This window comes from Streptomyces sp. NPDC057565, assembly GCF_042801455.1.
GTDB classification, from domain to species: domain Bacteria; phylum Actinomycetota; class Actinomycetes; order Streptomycetales; family Streptomycetaceae; genus Streptomyces; species Streptomyces yanii.
In genome coordinates, this window is sequence record NZ_JBHVFU010000025.1 from 14,434 (window position 1) to 32,643 (window position 18,210).

Annotated in this window: 11 protein-coding genes; 8 read left to right on the plus strand and 3 right to left on the minus strand. The window is 70.3% G+C overall.

The features are described from left to right. The first annotated feature begins 113 nt into the window (after positions 1-113). Positions 114-3,743 (plus strand): chromosome segregation protein SMC, encoded by a 3,630-nt coding sequence (gene smc, locus ACFU8W_RS31555; protein ID WP_384044323.1) that lies wholly within the window; start codon positions 114-116, stop codon positions 3,741-3,743. 217 nt (positions 3,744-3,960) lie between these two features. Beyond that, positions 3,961-5,379: a sugar porter family MFS transporter gene (locus tag ACFU8W_RS31560; protein ID WP_384044326.1), complete on the plus strand. Its 1,419-nt coding sequence runs from the start codon at positions 3,961-3,963 to the stop codon at positions 5,377-5,379. A gap of 79 nt (positions 5,380-5,458) precedes the next feature. On the opposite strand, the gene ACFU8W_RS31565 is transcribed toward ACFU8W_RS31560, so the two are convergent. Then, entirely contained in the window at positions 5,459-6,418 is a 960-nt protein-coding gene (locus ACFU8W_RS31565; protein WP_384044329.1) for an LLM class flavin-dependent oxidoreductase, read from the minus strand. Between the two features lie 58 nt (positions 6,419-6,476). Beyond that, entirely contained in the window at positions 6,477-7,868 is a 1,392-nt protein-coding gene (locus ACFU8W_RS31570; RefSeq protein WP_384044332.1) for a purine-cytosine permease family protein, read from the minus strand. Positions 7,869-7,977: 109 nt separating this feature from the next. On the opposite strand from ACFU8W_RS31570, the gene ftsY reads away from it, so the two are divergent. Next, positions 7,978-9,189 (plus strand): signal recognition particle-docking protein FtsY, encoded by a 1,212-nt coding sequence (gene ftsY, locus ACFU8W_RS31575; RefSeq protein WP_384044335.1) that lies wholly within the window; start codon positions 7,978-7,980, stop codon positions 9,187-9,189. 79 nt (positions 9,190-9,268) lie between these two features. Here the strand turns inward: ftsY and ACFU8W_RS31580 are convergent, their stop codons facing one another. Then, the gene (locus ACFU8W_RS31580; protein WP_384044338.1) at positions 9,269-9,916 is read right to left on the minus strand and encodes a bifunctional DNA primase/polymerase; all 648 of its coding nucleotides are present in this window, start codon (positions 9,914-9,916) and stop codon (positions 9,269-9,271) included. 413 nt (positions 9,917-10,329) lie between these two features. Here ACFU8W_RS31580 and ACFU8W_RS31585 point away from each other — a divergent pair, with 413 nt between their 5' ends. From ACFU8W_RS31585 to ffh, 5 genes are all read left to right on the plus strand, one after another. Continuing rightward, entirely contained in the window at positions 10,330-11,805 is a 1,476-nt protein-coding gene (locus ACFU8W_RS31585; RefSeq protein WP_384044341.1) for a hypothetical protein, read from the plus strand. A gap of 356 nt (positions 11,806-12,161) precedes the next feature. Next, a complete protein-coding gene (locus ACFU8W_RS31590) occupies positions 12,162-13,517 on the plus strand; it encodes an ammonium transporter (protein ID WP_384044344.1) in 1,356 nt (451 codons plus the stop codon). Further along, entirely contained in the window at positions 13,514-13,852 is a 339-nt protein-coding gene (locus tag ACFU8W_RS31595; RefSeq protein WP_069170469.1) for a P-II family nitrogen regulator, read from the plus strand. The genes ACFU8W_RS31590 and ACFU8W_RS31595 overlap by 4 nt, the downstream gene beginning before the upstream one ends. Positions 13,853-13,883: 31 nt before the next feature. Next, positions 13,884-16,337, plus strand: a complete 2,454-nt coding sequence (locus ACFU8W_RS31600) for a [protein-PII] uridylyltransferase (RefSeq protein ID WP_384044347.1) — start codon at positions 13,884-13,886, stop codon at positions 16,335-16,337. A 132-nt stretch (positions 16,338-16,469) separates the two neighbouring features. Further along, positions 16,470-18,020 carry a signal recognition particle protein gene (gene ffh, locus ACFU8W_RS31605; RefSeq protein WP_345510624.1) on the plus strand — a complete coding sequence of 517 codons (1,551 nt, stop codon included), beginning with the start codon at positions 16,470-16,472 and terminating at the stop codon, positions 18,018-18,020. The last annotated feature ends 190 nt before the right edge of the window (positions 18,021-18,210 follow it).

Sequence of the window (18,210 nt, forward strand, 5' to 3'; positions counted from 1 at the left end):
CTTTTCCCCCGACCGCGACAGACCCGCCCCGGACGTACCCCCCTTCCCTTACCGTCTGATGTGCCCTGCACCTTCATCAGTGAAACCGAGAGCGAAAGGTAGAGTCCGGCGGCGTGCATCTCAAGGCCCTGACCCTGCGTGGTTTCAAGTCGTTCGCCTCCGCCACGACCCTGCGGTTCGAACCGGGGATCACCTGCGTCGTCGGTCCCAACGGTTCGGGCAAATCCAATGTGGTGGATGCGCTCTCCTGGGTCATGGGTGAGCAGGGAGCCAAATCCCTGCGCGGCGGCAAGATGGAAGACGTGATCTTCGCCGGCACCACCGGGCGGCCGCCGCTCGGACGCGCCGAGGTGTCGCTGACCATTGACAATTCCGACGGTGCGCTGCCCATCGAGTACGCCGAAGTGACGATCACGCGGATCATGTTCCGCAACGGCGGCAGCGAATACCAGATCAATGGCGACACCTGTCGGCTCCTCGACATCCAGGAACTTCTCTCCGACTCCGGTATCGGCCGGGAGATGCACGTCATCGTCGGACAGGGCCAGCTGGACTCCGTACTCCATGCCGATCCGATGGGGCGCCGCGCATTCATCGAAGAAGCCGCCGGTGTGCTCAAGCACCGCAAGCGGAAAGAGAAGGCGCTGCGGAAGCTGGACGCGATGGGAGCCAATCTGGCCCGGGTCCAGGACCTCACGGACGAACTGCGGCGGCAGTTGAAGCCCTTGGGCCGGCAGGCGGCCGTCGCCCGGCGGGCCGCCGTCATCCAGGCCGATCTGCGCGACGCGAGGCTGCGGCTGCTCGCCGACGACCTGGTGCGGCTGCACGACGCGCTGCGCAGCGAGATCGCCGACGAAGCGGCGCTGAAGCAGCGCCGGGAGGCGGCGGAGGCGGAGCTGAAGGCGGCCCTGACGCGTGAGGCGGAGCTGGAGGACGAGGTGCGACGGCTGGCGCCGCGCCTGCAGCGGGCCCAGCAGACCTGGTACGAGCTGTCGCAGCTCGCCGAGCGGGTACGCGGCACGGTCTCGTTGGCCGATGCCCGGGTGAAGAGCGCCACCGCCGCGCCCGAGGAGGAGCGGCGCGGTACGGGATTCAGGGACCCGGAAAGCATGGAGCGCGAGGCCGCCCGGATCCGGGAGCAGGAGGCGGAACTGGGGGCCGCGCTGGAGGCGGCGGAACACGCGCTGGAGGACACCGCTGCCCACCGGGCCGAGCTGGAACGGGAGTTGGCGGCCGAGGAGCGCAGACTCAAGGACGCGGCCCGCGCCATCGCCGACCGGCGCGAAGGGCTCGCGCGGCTGACCGGGCAGGTCAACGCGGCGCGCAGCCGGGCTGGTTCGGCGCAGGCGGAGATCGACCGGCTGGCCGCCTCGCGTGACGAGGCGCAGGAGCGGGCGGTCAGGGCGCAGGAGGAGTACGAGCAGCTCAAGGCCGAGGTGGAGGGGCTGGACGCCGGTGACGCGGAGCTGGGTGAGCGCCACGACGCCGCCAAGCGGGAGCTCGTCGAGGCGGAGTCGGCCCTCTCCGCCGCCCGGGAGGCCGCCACCGGCGCGGAACGGAAGCGGGCGGCGGTCTCGGCCCGGCACGACGCCCTGGCCCTGGGCCTGCGCCGCAAGGACGGCACGGGTGCGCTGCTCGCCTCGCGCGACAGCCTGTCGGGCCTGCTCGGCCCGGCCGCGGAACTGCTGACGGTGGCCCCGGGCCATGAGGTAGCGGTCGCGGCGGCACTGGGCGCGGCGGCGGACGCGGTGGCGGTGACGGACCCGGCTACGGCAGCGAACGCCATCCGGCTGCTGCGCAAGCAGGACGCGGGGCGGGCGGCGTTGTTGTTGGGGGGTGCGGGTGCGCCCGAGGCCGATACGGGGCAGGTGCCCGTCCAGGGCGGGGCCGCGACGGCGGACGTACCCGGGCAGGGCTCGGCGCCCGCCGCTGCCTCGGATGCCCCGCCCGCAGTCGCCGATCTCGTCCGGGGGCCCGCTGAGCTGATGGCCGCCGTGCGCCGGCTCGTGCGTGGCATGGTCGTCGTTCCCACCCTGGAGGACGCCGAGGATCTTGTTGCCGTGCATCCCGAGCTGACCGCCGTGACCGGTGAAGGAGACGTCCTCGGGGCGCACTTCGCGCACGGCGGTTCCGCCGGGGCGCCCAGCCTGCTCGAAGTGCAGGCCTCCGTCGACGAGGCCGCTGCCGAACTGGCGGACCTCGCTGTCCGGTGCATCGAGCTGGCAGAGGCCCAGCGGCTCGCGGGGGAGCGGCGCAGTGCCTGCGCCGTGCTCGTCGAGGAGCTGGGGGAGCGGCGCAGGGCCGCCGAACGGGAGAAGTCGGGGGTGGCCCAGCAGCTCGGCCGGCTCGCGGGGCAGGCCCGCGGCGCCGCGGGCGAGGCCGAGCGGTCGGCCGCCTCCGCGGCCCGCGCCCAGGACGCCCTGGAGCGGGCGACCGAGGAGGCCGAGGAGCTGGCCGAACGGCTGCTCGTCGCAGAGGAGATGCCGGTCGAGGAGGAGCCCGACAACTCCGTGCGCGACCGGCTCGCCGCGGACGGTGCCAATGCCCGCCAGACGGAGATGGAGGCCCGGCTCCAGGTCCGTACCCACGAGGAACGGGTCAAGGGACTCGCCGGGCGTGCGGACTCCCTCGACCGCGGTGCCCGCGCCGAACGCGAGGCCCGTGCCCGTGCCGAGCAGCGCCGCGCCCGGCTGCGCCACGAGGCCGCGGTGGCCTCGGCCGTCGCCTCCGGTGCCCGTCAGCTCCTCGCCCACGTCGAGGTGTCCGTCGAACGGGCCGGGCAGGAGCGGGTCGCCGCCGAGGCGGTGAAGGCGGAGCGCGAGCAGGAACTGATCGTCGAGCGTGGCCACGGGCGCGAACTCAAGGGCGAGCTGGACAAGCTGACCGACTCCGTGCACCGCGGTGAGGTGCTCGGCGCCGAGAAGCGGCTGCGGATAGAGCAGCTGGAGGCGAAGGCCCTTGAGGAGCTGGGTGTGGAGCCGGCCGGGCTGGCCGCCGAGTACGGCCCCGACCAGCTGGTGCCGCCGTCGCCCGCCGCGGAGGGTGAGAAGCTGCCGGAGGACCCGGAGCACCCGCGCAACCAGCCGAAGCCGTTCGTCAGGGCGGAGCAGGAGAAGAGGCTGAAGTCCGCCGAACGGGCGTATCAGCAACTCGGGAAGGTGAATCCGCTCGCCCTTGAGGAGTTCTCGGCGCTGGAGGAGCGGCACAAGTTCCTCTCCGAGCAGCTCGAAGACCTGAAGAAGACCCGGGCCGATCTGATGCAGGTCATCAAGGAGGTCGACGAGCGGGTCGAGCAGGTGTTCACGGAGGCGTACCGGGACACGGCCCGTGAGTTCGAGGGCGTCTTCTCACGGCTCTTCCCGGGCGGTGAGGGGCGGCTCATCCTGACCGACCCCGAGAACATGCTGGCGACCGGGGTCGATGTCGAGGCGCGCCCGCCGGGCAAGAAGGTCAAGCGGCTCTCCTTGCTCTCGGGCGGCGAGAGGTCCCTGACAGCTGTGGCGTTGCTGGTCTCGATCTTCAAGGCCCGGCCGAGTCCGTTCTATGTGATGGACGAGGTCGAGGCGGCGCTCGACGACACCAATCTGCAGCGGCTGATCCGGATCATGGAGGAGCTCCAGGAGAGCTCGCAGCTCATCGTGATCACTCATCAGAAGCGGACGATGGAGGTCGCGGACGCGCTGTACGGCGTCTCGATGCAGGGTGACGGGGTCTCCAAGGTCATCAGCCAGCGGCTCCGCTGAGGCTTTACTAAATCTTCAAGTCTTCAACATGCCTTTTGGGTGGTCCTGGGTAGATGTCAGTCAATGCCAGGCCGCAGGTGAAAGTTGACTTCGAAACTTGAAGGCATACTCTCTGAGACGTCGTTTTTAACTTCAAGTGGTGGCGCCTTTGAAGGTATGTGCCACTTGGAAGAGTTCCCCCCACGCCTGACGACGCGGCCAGGCACCAGGAGTTCATGTGACCAGCACATCGCAGACACCGGGATCCGGAGCCCGCGCGGCCCATCCGGAGCACCTCGGCCACGTCATCTTCATCACGGCAGCCGCTGCGATGGGCGGTTTCCTCTTCGGCTACGACAGCGCTGTGATCAACGGCGCCGTCGAGGCGATCCGGGACCGCTACGGCATCGGCTCCGGAACGCTGGCCGAGGTGATCGCCATCGCCCTGATCGGCTGCGCCATCGGCGCCGCCACGGCGGGTCGTATCGCCGACCGGATCGGCCGCATCCGCTGTATGCGGATCGCCTCGGTGCTCTTCGCGATCAGCGCGGTCGGCTCCGCGCTCCCGTTCGCCCTCTGGGACCTGGCCTTCTGGCGGATCATCGGCGGCTTCGCCATCGGCATGGCCTCGGTCATCGGCCCGGCCTATATCGCCGAGGTCTCGCCCGCCGCCTACCGCGGCCGGCTCGGCTCCTTCCAGCAGGCCGCGATCGTCATCGGCATCGCCATCTCGCAGCTGGTGAACTTCGGCATCCTCCAGCTCGCCGACGGCAAGCAGCGCGGAACGATCGGCGGCCTCGAGGCCTGGCAGTGGATGCTCGGTGTCATGGTCGTCCCGGCGCTTCTCTACGGCCTGCTGTCGTTCGCGATCCCCGAGTCGCCGCGCTACCTGATCTCCGTCGGCAAGAGCGAGCGGGCCAAGGAGATCCTCGCCGAGGTCGAGGGCAAGGAAGTCGACCTCGACGCCCGCGTGGCCGAGATCCAGACAGCCATGCACCGCGAGCACAAGTCCACCTTCAAGGACCTGCTCGGCAGTCGCTTCGGCTTCCTGCCGATCGTCTGGGTCGGTATCGGTCTCTCGGTGTTCCAGCAACTCGTCGGCATCAACGTGGCGTTCTACTACTCGGCGACGCTGTGGCAGTCGGTCGGTATCGACCCGACCGCCTCGTTCTTCTGGTCGTTCACCACATCGATCGTCAACATCATCGGTACGGTGATCGCGATGGTCCTGGTCGACCGAGTGGGCCGCAAACCGCTCGCGCTCGCCGGCTCCACCGGTATGGCGATCGCGCTGGCCTGCGAGGCCTGGGCCTTCTCCGCCGATCTGATCAACGGCAAACTCCCCACCACTCAGGGTGTCGTCGCCCTCGTCGCGGCCCACGTCTTCGTGCTCTTCTTCGCCCTGTCATGGGGTGTGGTGGTCTGGGTCTTCCTCGGCGAGATGTTCCCGAACAAGATCCGCGCCGCCGCGCTCGGTGTCGCCGCGTCCGCTCAGTGGATCGCCAACTGGGCGATCACCGCGAGCTTCCCGAGCCTGGCCGACTGGAACCTGTCGGGCACCTACATCATCTACGCATGCTTCGCCGTGCTCTCGATCCCCTTCGTGCTCAAGTTCGTGAAGGAGACCAAGGGCAAGGCGTTGGAGGAGATGGGCTAATCCCCGCTGCCCCTCTCCTCGACCACGCGTCCCCGGCCCGCGCCCGCGGGCCGGGGACGCGTGGTCGTCCCTGCGTACGTCAGCCGGCGGTCGCCTCGCAGAACAGTCGCAGGCTGCGCCACCCCTCCTCGACCGGCATCCCGCCGCACAGCGGATGCAGCACCAGGCTGTCGGTGTCCAGCGCGGCCAGCTGATCCGGGGTGACGATCCGGTAGACCCCTTCGTCCCGCAGCTCCATCACCGTCGTGGCCGCCGAGCGCACGGCCGACCGGATGTCCTTCGACTGCCAGGAGGCGTAGGTCCGCGCCTCGTGCAGGAAGTACTCGCCGTACCGGTCCCACGTCCGCTCCGGATCCTCCGACACATGCAGCAACGGTGTCTTCGCCGGCGGCATCATGCAGAAGCCCTCCGTCCCGTGCTCCGCGCGCCGCTCGTGGTAGTACGCCTCGAGTTCCGGCAGGTGCGCGCTCGGGAAGAACGGCAGCCCCAGCCGCGCCGCCCGTCGCGCCGCGGCCCGCGAGCTGCCGCCGACCAGCAGCAGTGGATGCGGCCGGGTGTACGGGCGCGGGGTGACCCTGACGGTACGGCCGCGGTACGGGAACGGCTCACCGGTCCACGCCTGCAACAGGGTCTTCAGCAGCTCGTCCTGGAGCCGGCCGCGCCTGCCCCATTCGACGCCCGCCCGTTCGTACTCCTCGGGCCGGTAGCCGATGCCCGCGACCGTGACCAGCCGGCCCGCGCTCAGCAGGTCGAGGACCGCGATGTCCTCGGCCAGCCGCAGCGGATCGTGCAACGGCCCGATGATCGCCGAGACCGTGACCGCGATCCGGCGGGTGGCGCCGAAGACCGACCCGGCGAAGACGAAGGGGGAGGGCAGCCAGGAATTGGCGGTGCCGTGGTGCTCCTCCGTCTGTACGGTGTCCACGCCGTGCGCGTCTGCGTACGCGGCCATCTCGAGCGCCGCACGGTAGCGGTCCGACAGGGACGCGGGGGTGGCATCGGGATCGACGAGATTGAACCGGACCACTGTGAAGGCCATGACGCGTGTCCCCTTCGCCGGGCGGGCTTGGCGAGGCGGGACAGTAGCTGACGCGGCGTCAGAAGTGTAGGGGTGTGTCGTCCTCGTGCCCGGCGGGCCGCGGCAGCAGTGCGTACAGCCCCCCGGAGACGGCGATCGTGGCCGCCCAGCCCAGGCCGTTGCGGCCGATCCAGGTGGCGGCGAGCGGGCCGGAGAACCACTTCACGCCCGTGAACAGCAGCCCCACCGTCAGCCCCGCACACCACGCCGCGACGGCGGGCACGGCGAAGCCGCCCGTGTACCAGTAGGCGCCTGCCGGACTGGTGTCCAGCAGCGCCGCCGCGTCGTACGTACGTCCCCGCAGCTGATCCACTCCGAACACTCCGATCCACGCCGAGAACGTCACGGCGAGCAAGGTCAGAAAGGAGATGAACGAATCCAGGAAACTCGTCGCCACCATCATCAGCAGACTCCCCAGAAGGAGGCTGATCGCGGCATTCACGCCGACCGCCCAGATGCGAGGGAGTGTGAGTCCCAGTGTCTGTGCGGCAAAACCGGCCGAATACATCGACATCGCATTGATCAGCACCATTCCGACCACGGCGGTCAGCAGATACGGCACCGAGATCCAGGCCGGCAGCGAGGCGCCGATGAAGGTGACCGGATCATTGCTGACCGCCAGGTCCGGGGTGGCGACCGCCATCACCGCGCCCATGACCACCAACGGCAGAACGACGAGCGCCGCACCACCCACCGTCGCCCCGGCCACCGACCGGCCGGACGCGGTCCGCGGCAGATAACGCGTGAAGTCCGGGCCGGTCGGCGCCCAGCTGATGCCCCCGGCCGCCAGCGTGCCGACGCCGGCGACCATCAGTGCCGTCGGACCCGCGGGGCGGTCCAGGAGGGCCCGCCACTGCGTTCCGGCACTCAGATGGATCAGTACGAGGACGCTGAATCCGCCGAAGAGGTACGCCGACCAGGTGCAGCACAGCCGCAGCGCGCCCACACCGAGTCCGGACACCAGGAAGCTGCTCGCGACAAAGACCACGAGCGCCGCCATGATCGGCGCGGTGTCGGCCCTCACGGAGAAGAGCAGATCGCACACGGCCAGCAGGCCGTAGGCGCCGGTGACCGCGTTCACCGTCTCCCAGCCCCAGCGGGCGACCCAGATCAGCGCACCGGGCAGCAGGTTGCCGCGTTGCCCGAAGACGGCCCGGGAGAGCGCCAGGCCGGGTGCCCCGCCGCGCGTCCCCGCGATCGAGACCGCGCCGACCAGTCCGTACCCGATGACGGGCGCCGTGACCGCGACGAACGCCACCTGCCAGAGATTGAGGCCGCCGAAGACGATCAGTCCTGCGCCCATGACGAGCAGCAGCACGGTCATATTGGCGGCGGCCCAGGTGGGGAAGAGGGTGCGGACCCGGCCGGTGCGCTCACTGTCGGGGACGGGTTCCAGGCCGCGGGTCTCCACGAGCGGGATCGTACCTTTACCGCCAAAAGGGCCATAACGACCTTCCGGATCCCGGAGCGGTCCTCCGGGGCCGCCACCCGGCGGGTATGTGACTGATACTGGGTGGGTTATGGAATTCGTCATCCTTGCTGTAGTCATCGCCGCCCTGGTCGTGGCCGGCCTGATCAGCGGGCTCGTGGTCAGCGGCCGCAAGAAGAGGCAGCTGCCCCCGGCACCGTCGAGCACGCCGACCATCACTCCCGCCGAACCCCATGTCGGCGAGGAAGCCGAGCCAACGCGCGAGGAACCGCGCCGCACCATCGAGGAGGCCGGTCTTCCCGGCGTCGAGGTTCCCGCCGAGGAAGCCCCGGCAGTCGCCGAGCCGGCGGCGCCCGCAGTCCCCGCGCTGGAGATCCCGGAGCCCACCGCCGGCCGTCTCGTACGGCTGCGCGCCCGGCTCGCCCGCTCGCAGAGCACCCTCGGCAAGGGGCTGCTCACGCTCCTGTCCCGTGACAACCTCGACGAGGACACCTGGGAGGAGATCGAGGACACCCTCCTCACCGCCGATGTCGGCGTCACCCCCACCCAGGAGCTGGTGGAGCGGCTCCGTGAGCGCGTCCGTGTCCTCGGTACCCGTACCCCCGAGGGGCTGCGGACCCTGCTGCGCGAGGAGCTCCTCACTCTGCTCGGCACCGACTTCGACCGTGCGGTCAAGACGGAGAGCGGTGTCGACACGCCCGGCGTCGTGATGGTCGTCGGCGTCAACGGCACCGGCAAGACCACCACCACGGGCAAGCTGGCCCGGGTCCTCGTCGCCGACGGCCGGAGCGTCGTGCTCGGCGCGGCCGACACCTTCCGTGCCGCCGCCACCGAACAGCTCCAGACCTGGGGCGAGCGCGTCGGCGCCCGCACCGTGCGCGGACCCGAGGGCGGCGACCCTGCGTCGGTCGCCTTCGAGGCGGTGAAGGAAGGCATCGCCGAGGGTGCCGATGTCGTCCTCATCGACACCGCCGGCCGGCTGCACACCAAGACCGGACTCATGGACGAGCTCGGCAAGGTCAAGCGCGTCGTCGAGAAGCACGGCCCGCTCGACGAGATCCTGCTCGTCCTCGACGCCACGACCGGGCAGAACGGCCTGGTTCAGGCACGGGTGTTCGCCGAGGTCGTCGACATCACCGGCATCGTCCTCACCAAGCTGGACGGCACCGCCAAGGGCGGCATCGTCATCGCCGTCCAGCGCGAACTGGGCGTACCGGTGAAGCTCGTGGGCCTCGGCGAGGGGCCGGACGACCTGGCTCCGTTCGAGCCGGAGGCGTTCGTCGACGCATTGATCGGCGACTGACGGGCCGACCGCGGCTCCTTCGCCCCCGAACGCCGGGCGGGCTCGACAGCGAGCCCGCCCGGCGCCGTCGTTCCCACCGCTACGAGCGGTGGCAGATGTACGCCAGGGTGCCCAGCAGCAGCCGCGCCTGCGGTGGTGTGGCGGCCGTGTCCAGGACCGGCGGACGCAGCCAGCGGACCGGGCCGAGACCGCCCTCGTCCGACGGGGGTGCGGTGATGTGGCAGCCGGGCCCCAGCGCCCGCAGATTCAGATCCGCGTCGTCCCAGCCCATCCGGTACAGCAGCTGCGGAAGTTCGGCGGCGGCGCCCGTTGCGACGAAGAACTGCGCCCTTCCGGACGGCGTCACGGCCACCGGGCCCAGCGGCAGCCCCATCCGCTCCAGCCGCACCAGCGCCCGCCGCCCGGCCTGCTCGGCGACGTCGAGCACGTCGAACGTCCGCCCCACCGGCAGGAGCATCGAAGCGCCCGGCACCTCCGCCCATGCGCGTGCCGCCGTGTCCAGCGTGGCGCCCGCCGGCACCTCGTCGGCGAACTCCAGCGGATGAGCGCCGGGGGAGAGGCAGGCGGTGTCCCCGCAGGAGCACCTCCCTGCCACGGCCCGCGCCCCCGGCGCGACGGCCCAGCCCCACAGTCCTGTGTACTCGGCCACCGCGGTGCACTCGGCCGTACGGCCTCGACGCCGTGAGCCGGATCGCATCTCCCGGATGCCGCCGATCGTGAAGCCCATGCCCCCTCCAACGGGTCCGGCTCGCCGGTGGTTACGACGCGGAGCACTGTTGTGACACTCCGTCGCCACGACGATCCGGCAGCGCCGGGGGTCGTGCGACACGAACCACGCGCCCCTGTGTGCACCACTGCTTCCACTGCTGATCGTCGTCTGTCAAGTGAATCGCGCCGGACGGCAGGCGCGTTCCCCCAAAGGGGTGGCGAATGGTGGCGTTTCTGTCAACGCCCTCGCCGAGGCGGTGATCGTGGGATTACTGTCGGTACACGAACCATGGAAGTATGTGCACCTCTGGGTATGCCGGAGGCAATCCGATTTCCTGTTCGATGGCGCCCCACCCCCATAGGGACGGCTTTGGCTCACGGCAATCTGATAGTGGTTCGCGCGACAGTATTCCGAGGGATGGGGGCGTTCCAGTGAGTGGCAGCGGCGCAGGCGATACGAATGCCGGTAAGCGCCCCAACGGGCAATTGGGATCATGGTTCGTGCGCAGCGGCTGGTCGAAGGGCGAGCTGGCGCGGCAGGTGAACCGCAGGGCGCGCCAGATGGGCGCCCACCACATCAGCACCGACACCTCCCGGGTGCGGCGCTGGCTCGACGGCGAGCAGCCGCGCGAACCGATCCCGCGCATCCTCTCCGAGCTCTTCTCCGAGCGCTTCGGCACCGTCGTCGCCGTCGAGGACATCGGACTGCGCTCCGCCCATCAGTCACCGTCGGTGTCCGGCGTCGACCTGCCCTGGGCGGGCCCGCAGACCGTCGCCCTGCTCAGCGAGTTCTCCCGCAGTGACCTGATGCTCGCCCGCCGCGGCTTCCTCGGCACCTCGCTCGCCCTCGCCGCGGGTCCGACCCTCATCGAACCCATGCAGCGCTGGCTGGTGCCGGTCCCCGTCGCGGCACCGGCGGAGCCCGAGCCGGCGGCCGCCGCCCGGCGTCCCTCCCGGCTCTCCGCCCCCGAGCTCGACCTGCTGGAATCCACCACCGTGATGTTCCGCCAGTGGGACGCGCAGTGCGGCGGCGGACTGCGACGCAAGGCCGTCGTGGGCCAGCTTCACGAGGTCACCGACCTGTTGCAGGAACCGCAGCCCGCGGCCACCGCCAAGCGGCTCTTCCGGTGTGCGGCCGAACTCGCCGAACTGGCGGGCTGGATGAGTTACGACGTCGGTCTCCAGCCCACGGCCCAGAAGTACTTCGTCCTCGCGCTGCACGCCGCGAAGGAGGCCGGCGACAAACCGCTGGGCAGTTACGTCCTGTCGAGCATGAGCCGCCAGATGATCCATCTCGGACGGCCCGACGACGCCCTCGAACTCATCCATCTCGCCCAGTACGGCAGCCGGGACTGCGCCACCCCGCGCACCCAGGCCATGCTGTATGCGATGGAGGCCCGCGCGTACGCCAACATGGGCCAACCGAGCAAGTGCAAGCGAGCCGTCCGAATGGCCGAGGACACCTTCCTCGACGCCGGGATCGACGGCGAGCCGGAGCCCGACTGGATCCGCTTCTTCTCCGAGGCCGAACTCAACGGCGAGAACTCCCACTCGTACCGTGACCTCGCCTATGTGGCCGGCCGCAGCCCCACGTACGCCTCGCTCGCCGAGCCGATCATGGAGAAGGCCGTCAAGCTCTTCGGTGAGGACGACGAGCACCAGCGGTCGTACGCGCTGAACCTGGTCGGCCTCGCCACCGTCCATCTCCTCAAGCGCGAACCCGAACAGTCCACGGTGCTCGCCGAGCGGGCCCTGCGGGTCGCCAAGAAGGTCCGCTCCGAGCGCGTCAACACCCGGCTGCGGAAGACCGTCGACACCGCTGCCAGGGACTTCGGCGACATGCCCGCGGTTGCGGAACTCACCGATCTGCTCACCGAGCAGCTGCCCGAGACCGCCGAAGCGGTCTGACCGGGCACCCCTCACTCCGGCCACGACGATCACCCCGCACAGACCGACTTCGGCTCCCCCTTGCCAGGTCAGCGGGTGATCGGCGTGGCCGGTTCGCGTTCCCGTTCCCGTACTCCAGAGTTGTAACCGCACCGTATGCGGCCACGGCCGCAGGGTAGGCCCGGCCGCGGATACGCCACTCGCGGTTCATGGGGACGTAACACGCCACGCCTCTTCGTCACTGCGGCGAAACACCGTGCGGCATCGGCGGAAACCGCGCTGGGCGAATCTCATGGCGCATAACCGGCCCGCACCTTTTCCACAGTGGTCCCGCACGTTTCGCCCCCCGCGGCCGCACCGACGACGAGGAGACGCCGATGCCCCCAGGCATCACGACGCTTGCCGCAGACGCCCCGACGCTGTCTGCCGCCAACACCGGGTTCATGCTCATCTGCTCGGCCCTGGTGATGATCATGACTCCGGGTCTTGCCTTCTTCTACGGAGGCATGGTCCGCGTCAAGAGCACCCTCAACATGCTGATGATGAGCTTCATCAGCCTCGGGATCGTCACGATCCTGTGGGTGCTGTACGGATTCAGTCTCGCCTTCGGCACCGACATCGGCTCTCTCATCGGCTGGAGCTCGGACTTCGCAGGCCTGAGCGGGATCGGCATCACCCAGCTCTGGGACGGCTACACGATCCCGGTCTACGTCTTCGCCGTCTTCCAGCTGATGTTCGCGATCATCACTCCGGCGCTGATCAGCGGTGCCCTCGCCGACCGCGTCAAGTTCACCTCCTGGGCGCTGTTCGTCGTCCTGTGGGTGACCGTCGTCTACTTCCCGGTCGCGCACTGGGTCTGGGGCGCCGGCGGCTGGCTCTTCGAGCTCGGTGTCATCGACTTCGCGGGTGGTACGGCGGTCCACATCAACGCGGGTGCGGCAGCCCTCGGCGTGATCCTCGTCATCGGCAAGCGGGTCGGCTTCAAGAAGGACCCGATGCGGCCCCACAGCCTGCCGCTCGTCATGCTCGGCGCCGGTCTCCTGTGGTTCGGCTGGTTCGGCTTCAACGCCGGCTCGTGGCTCGGCAACGACGACGGCGTCGGCGCGGTCATGTTCGTCAACACGCAGGTCGCCACCGCCGCCGCGATGCTCGCCTGGCTCGGTTACGAGAAGCTCCGCCACGGCTCCTTCACCACTCTCGGCGCCGCTTCCGGCGCGGTTGCCGGCCTCGTCGCCATCACCCCGTCCGGCGGCGCGATCAGCCCGCTCGGAGCCATCGCCGTCGGTGCCATCGCCGGTGTGCTCTGCGCCATGGCGGTCGGCCTCAAGTACAAGTTCGGCTACGACGACTCCCTGGACGTCGTCGGCGTCCACCTCGTCGGCGGTATCGCGGGCTCGCTCCTCATCGGCTTCTTCGCCACCGGCGGTGTCCAGTCCGACGCCAAGGGCCTCTTCTACGGCGGTGGCCTCGACCAGCTCGGCAAGCAGGCCGTCGGGGTCTTCGCAGTCCTCGCGTACTCTCTGGTCGTCTCCGCGGCGCTCGCCTTCCTCCTCGACAGGACGATCGGCATGCGGGTCGACGAGGACGACGAGATCTCCGGCATCGACCAGGTCGAACACGCCGAGACCGCGTACGACTTCAGCGGCGCCGGCGGCGGTGCGGCCCCGCGTACGGCCTCCGCACCGGCATCGGAGACCACGGCAGCAGCGCAGACCAAGAAGGTGGACGCATGAAGCTCATCACGGCAGTCGTGAAGCCGCACCGGCTCGACGAGATCAAGGAGGCCCTCCAGGCCTTCGGCGTCCAGGGCCTCACGGTCACGGAAGCCAGCGGATACGGGCGCCAGCGCGGCCACACCGAGGTCTACCGGGGAGCCGAATACACCGTCGACCTCGTCCCCAAGATCCGTATCGAGGTCCTCGTCGAGGACGAGGACGCCGAACAGCTCATCGATGTCGTGGTCAAGGCCGCCCGAACCGGCAAGATCGGAGACGGCAAGGTCTGGAGCGTTCCCGTCGAGACAGCCGTACGGGTCCGCACCGGCGAACGCGGCCCGGACGCACTCTGACCGACGGTCTCGCAAACTGAAAGGCAGCTGGGTGACGAGCACCGAAGTGACCACCGAATCCGAAGACTCGGGACCCAGCGGCTACGCGGCGGCCCGGCTGCGCCTCCTCCAGGAGAAGGCGCAGCCCGGGCCGCCGCGCCGTGCGGCCCTCGCCTCACTCACCGACGACTGGCTGACCGCCCTGTTCGCCACCGCTACCGAACAGACCGGCGTCCGCGGCGCCGCCCTCGTCGCCGTCGGCGGCTACGGCCGCGGCGAACTCTCCCCGCGCAGCGACCTTGACCTCGTGCTCCTGCACGACGGCAGCGCCGACGCCGGAGCCGTCGCCTCCCTCGCCGACCGCATCTGGTACCCCGTCTGGGACCTCGGCCTCGCCCTCGACCACTCCGTACGGACCCCCGGCGAAGCCCGGAAGACGGCCGCCGAGGACCTCAAGGTGCAGCTCGGACTGCTCGACGCCCGGCCCGTCGCGGGAGACCGCGGCCTGGTCGCCGCGATGCGCACCACGATCCTCGCCGACTGGCGGAACCAGGCTCCCAAACGGCTTCCCGCCCTCGACGAACTCTGCCGCGAACGCGCAGAACGCCAGGGCGAGCTCCAGTTCCTCCTCGAACCCGACCTGAAAGAGGCCCGCGGCGGCCTGCGCGACGCGACCGCCCTGCGCGCCGTCGCCGCCTCCTGGGTCGCCGACGCCCCCCGTGAAGGCCTCGCCGAGGCCCGCCGCATCCTCCTCGACGCCCGCGACGCCCTGCACCTGACCACGGGCCGCGCCACCGACCGCCTCGCTCTCCAGGAGCAGGACCAGGTCGCCACCGCCCTCGGCCTCCTCGACGCCGACGCGCTGCTGCGCCAGGTGTACGAGGCCGCGCGCACCGTCTCGTACGCCACCGACGTCACCTGGCGCGAGGTCCACCGCGTCCTGCGCGCCCGGTCCGTACGCCCCCGGCTGCGCGCCATGCTGGGCGGCGGCAAGACCGCCGCCACCGAACGCACCCCACTCGCCGAAGGCGTCGTCGAGGCCGACGGCGAGGTCGTCCTCGCCCGCACGGCCCGCCCCGAACACGACGCCGTGCTCGTCCTGCGCGCCGCCGCCGCGGCCGCCCAGTCCGAACTGCCGATCTCCCGCCACGTCGTGCGCCACCTCGCCGCCGCCGCCCGCCCGCTGCCCGTGCCCTGGCCCGCCGAGGCCCGTGAGGAACTCGTCACCCTGCTCGGCGCGGGCGAGGCCACCATCCCCGTCTGGGAGGCCCTTGAAGCGGAAGGGCTGATCACCCGGCTGCTGCCCGACTGGGAACGCGTCCACTGCCGCCCGCAGCGCAACCCCGTCCACACCTGGACCGTCGACCGTCACCTCGTCGAAGCGGCCGTCCGCGCCTCCTCGCTCACCCGCCGCGTCGGCCGCCCCGACCTCCTGCTCGTCGCCGCCCTGCTCCACGACATCGGCAAGGGCTGGCCCGGCGACCACTCCGTCGCAGGGGAGGTCATCGCCCGCGACGTCGCCGCCCGGATCGGCTTCGACCAGCACGACGTGGGCGTCATCGCCACCCTCGTACGCCACCATCTGCTGCTCGTCGAGACCGCCACCCGGCGTGACCTCGACGACCCGGCCACCGTCCGCTCCGTCGCCACCGCCGTCGGCAGCGCGTCCACGCTGGAGCTCCTGCACGCCCTCACCGAGGCCGACGCGCTCGCCACCGGGCCCGCCGCATGGTCCACCTGGCGCGCCTCCCTCGTCGCCGACCTCGTCACACGTGTCGCCGCGGTCCTCGCCGGCGAGGCAACCGCCGATCCGGAACCCGTCGAACCCAGTGCCGAACAGGAACGGCTGGCCATCGAGGCGCTGCGCACCGGCGAACCCGTCCTCGCCCTGCACGCCCAGGCCGAGACCCCGAACGAGGACGGCGAACCGGAACCCATCGGTGTCGAACTCCTCATCGCCCTCCCCGACCGCCCGGGCGTCCTGCCCGCCGCCGCCGGAGTCCTCGCCCTGCACCGTCTGACCGTCCGCGCGGCCGACCTGCGCGCCGTCGAACTCCCCACCGAGCTCGGCGAGTGCGTCGACGTGCTGCTGCTCAGCTGGCGGGTGGCGGCGGAATACGGCTCCCTGCCGCAGGCAGCCCGGCTCCGCGCCGATCTCGTCCGCGCCCTGGACGGTTCCCTCGACATCCCGGCCCGTCTCGCCGAACGCGAAGCCGCCTACCCGCGGCGTCGCGGGGTGAAGGCGCCACCACCTCGGGTGACGGTCGCGGCGGCGGGCTCGCGGCTGGCGACCGTGATCGAGGTGCGCGCCCAGGACGCCCCGGGGCTGCTGCACCGGATCGGGCGGGCGCTGGAACAGAGCGCGGTACGGGTGCGCAGCGCACACGTGTCGACGCTCGGCGCCAATGCGGTGGATGCCTTCTATGTCACAGGGGCGGACGGGGAGCCGTTGTCCGACGCACGCGCAACAGAGCTGGCCCGAGAGGTCGAGCGGGCTCTGGGCTGACTCCCGCGACCACGCGGAAGGGCCCTCGTCCGTCACGAGAAACGGGCGAGGGCTTTGCGTTTCCCGGTGTCCGGATACCCTTGGGGACGACTGACCTGCACCCGACCCCGACCCTGAGGACCGACGAGCGCCGTGTTCGATACTCTCTCCGACCGCCTTAGCGCGACTTTCAAGAACCTCAGGGGCAAGGGCCGCTTGTCCGAGGCGGACATCGACGCCACGGCCCGCGAGATCCGTATCGCCCTGCTCGAGGCCGATGTCGCGCTTCCCGTCGTGCGCGCTTTCATCGCCAACGTCAAGGACCGGGCGCGCGGCGTCGAGGTCTCCCAGGCGCTGAACCCCGCCCAGCAGGTCGTCAAGATCGTCAACGAGGAGCTTGTCGGCATCCTCGGTGGCGAGACCCGGCGGCTGCGGTTCGCCAAGAACCCGCCCACCGTGATCATGCTCGCGGGTCTGCAGGGTGCCGGTAAGACCACCCTCGCCGGAAAGCTCGGCCTCTGGCTCAAGGGCCAGGGCCACTCCCCGCTGCTCGTCGCCTGTGACCTCCAGCGCCCCAACGCCGTCAACCAGCTGAGCGTCGTCGCCGACCGCGCCGGTGTGGCGGTCTACGCCCCGCAGCCGGGCAACGGCGTCGGTGACCCGGTCCAGGTCGCCAAGGACTCCATCGAGCACGCCCGCGCCAAGCAGTACGACGTGGTCATCGTCGACACCGCCGGCCGCCTCGGTATCGACGAGGAGCTGATGCAGCAGGCCGCGGACATCCGCGACGCCGTCAGCCCCGACGAGATCCTCTTCGTCGTCGACGCGATGATCGGCCAGGACGCGGTCAACACCGCCGAGGCCTTCCGCGACGGCGTCGGCTTCGACGGTGTGGTGCTCTCCAAGCTCGACGGTGACGCCCGCGGTGGTGCGGCCCTGTCGATCGCCCACGTCACGGGCAAGCAGATCATGTTCGCGTCGAACGGTGAGAAGCTCGAGGACTTCGACGCCTTCCACCCCGACCGCATGGCGTCCCGCATCCTCGACATGGGTGACCTGCTCACCCTGATCGAGCAGGCGGAGAAGACGTTCAGCCAGGAAGAGGCCGCCAAAATGGCCTCCAAGCTGGCGTCCAGCAAGGGCAAGGACTTCACCCTCGACGACTTCCTGGCCCAGATGGAGCAGGTCAGGAAGATGGGCTCCATCTCCAAGCTGCTCGGCATGCTGCCCGGTATGGGGCAGATCAAGGACCAGATCAACAACATCGACGAGCGCGACGTGGACCGCACCGCCGCGATCATCAAGTCGATGACGCCGCACGAGCGCCAGGAACCGACGATCATCAACGGCTCGCGCCGGGCCCGTATCGCCAAGGGCTCCGGTGTCGAGGTGTCCGCCGTGAAGAACCTGGTGGAGCGGTTCTTCGAGGCGCGCAAGATGATGTCGAAGATGGCGCAGGGCGGCGGCATGCCGGGCATGCCGGGGATGCCCGGCATGGGTGGCGGCGCGGGCCGGCAGAAGAAGCAGGTCAAGCAGGCCAAGGGCAAGCGCAAGAGCGGCAACCCGATGAAGCGGAAGGCCGAGGAACAGGCCGCTGCCGCCCGTCGCGAGCAGGCGGCGGCGCAGGGTGGCGCGTTCGGTCTTCCGGCGCAGGATGACCAGAACTTCGAGCTCCCCGACGCTTTCAAGAAGTTCACGGGCTGACACCCGACGCCCGCAGGGGCACACAGGCAAGGGGCATTCGCCGTGGGCGGGTGCCCCTTACCCGTGCCACCCGGTTGCGCGCCCGTATCGCGTCGGCGTCCCTCCACGGGCCCAGCAGACGGCTTCTCAGAGGGCTTTGGTCGTATTTCTCCTTTAATGTCGGCTCAACGGCTGTCGGCAGAGGAGCGCG

Bases quoted from the DNA above. Each gene is read 5' to 3' on its own strand.
- ACFU8W_RS31565 (WP_384044329.1), bottom strand. From the start codon at position 6,418: ATGGCCTTCACAGTGGTCCGGTTCAATCTCGTCGATCCCGATGCCACC.
- ftsY (WP_384044335.1), top strand. From the start codon at position 7,978: ATGGAATTCGTCATCCTTGCTGTAGTCATCGCCGCCCTGGTCGTGGCC.
- ACFU8W_RS31580 (WP_384044338.1), bottom strand. From the start codon at position 9,916: ATGGGCTTCACGATCGGCGGCATCCGGGAGATGCGATCCGGCTCACGG.
- ACFU8W_RS31590 (WP_384044344.1), top strand. From the start codon at position 12,162: ATGCCCCCAGGCATCACGACGCTTGCCGCAGACGCCCCGACGCTGTCT.
- ACFU8W_RS31595 (WP_069170469.1), top strand. From the start codon at position 13,514: ATGAAGCTCATCACGGCAGTCGTGAAGCCGCACCGGCTCGACGAGATC.